Source organism: Nocardiopsis alkaliphila YIM 80379 (genome assembly GCF_000341005.1).
Taxonomy (GTDB): Bacteria; Actinomycetota; Actinomycetes; order Streptosporangiales; family Streptosporangiaceae; genus Nocardiopsis; species Nocardiopsis alkaliphila.
Map to the genome: position 1 here is coordinate 1 of NZ_ANBD01000213.1, position 506 is coordinate 506.

At 64.4% G+C, this 506-nt stretch carries 1 protein-coding gene; it reads right to left on the reverse strand.

The window, feature by feature from the left end; all coding sequences use genetic code 11:
- Positions 1–159 precede the first annotated feature (159 nt).
- Positions 160–378 (reverse strand): hypothetical protein, encoded by a 219-nt coding sequence (locus D472_RS0124400; RefSeq protein WP_017607039.1) that lies wholly within the window; start codon positions 376–378, stop codon positions 160–162.
- Positions 379–506: the final 128 nt, after the last annotated feature.

The window sequence follows — 506 nt, forward strand, 5'->3', positions numbered from 1 at the left end:
CGACCCTGCTCGCGCGTGACCGCGCTCGCCGGGTCGTTTCGTCGTTTCTTCTGGGGGGCGACCCCTGGGCCCCCGGTGTGGGGCTTGGCCCCGCGGGGTGGTGGTCACCTTGTTCCGAGGCCCACTTGGCTCCGGAACGATCTTGCTCGGGGACGGGACTCAATCCTCGGATGTGGATTCGGCTGTTCGGAGCAAATGATCGATGAGGGCCAAGAACGAAGGATCGGAAGAGGCCAGACGATCTACCTCGGTGCCGTCGTCACAAGTGAGCAGGGCCACCGTGGCATGGCTCGGGGTGCGTTCGAGCACTCGCCACGGGGCACCGTTCTCTTCCCAACGCAACAGGGCCTGGGCCTGGGCCTGGGGATTCTCGGACATCACGCCTCCAAGGACGTCAGAAGTGGGTTGGAACACGTCCGGCCCACCCTTTGTTCTTTGTTAGGATCGGAGTACGGCTTCACGGGGCTATGGCGCAGTTGGTAGCGCGCCTCCATGGCATGGAGGAG

What these genes read in the sequence shown, in the direction of transcription:
- D472_RS0124400 (WP_017607039.1), bottom strand. Translation starts at nt 378, where the DNA reads ATGTCCGAGAATCCCCAGGCCCAGGCCCAGGCCCTGTTGCGTTGGGAA.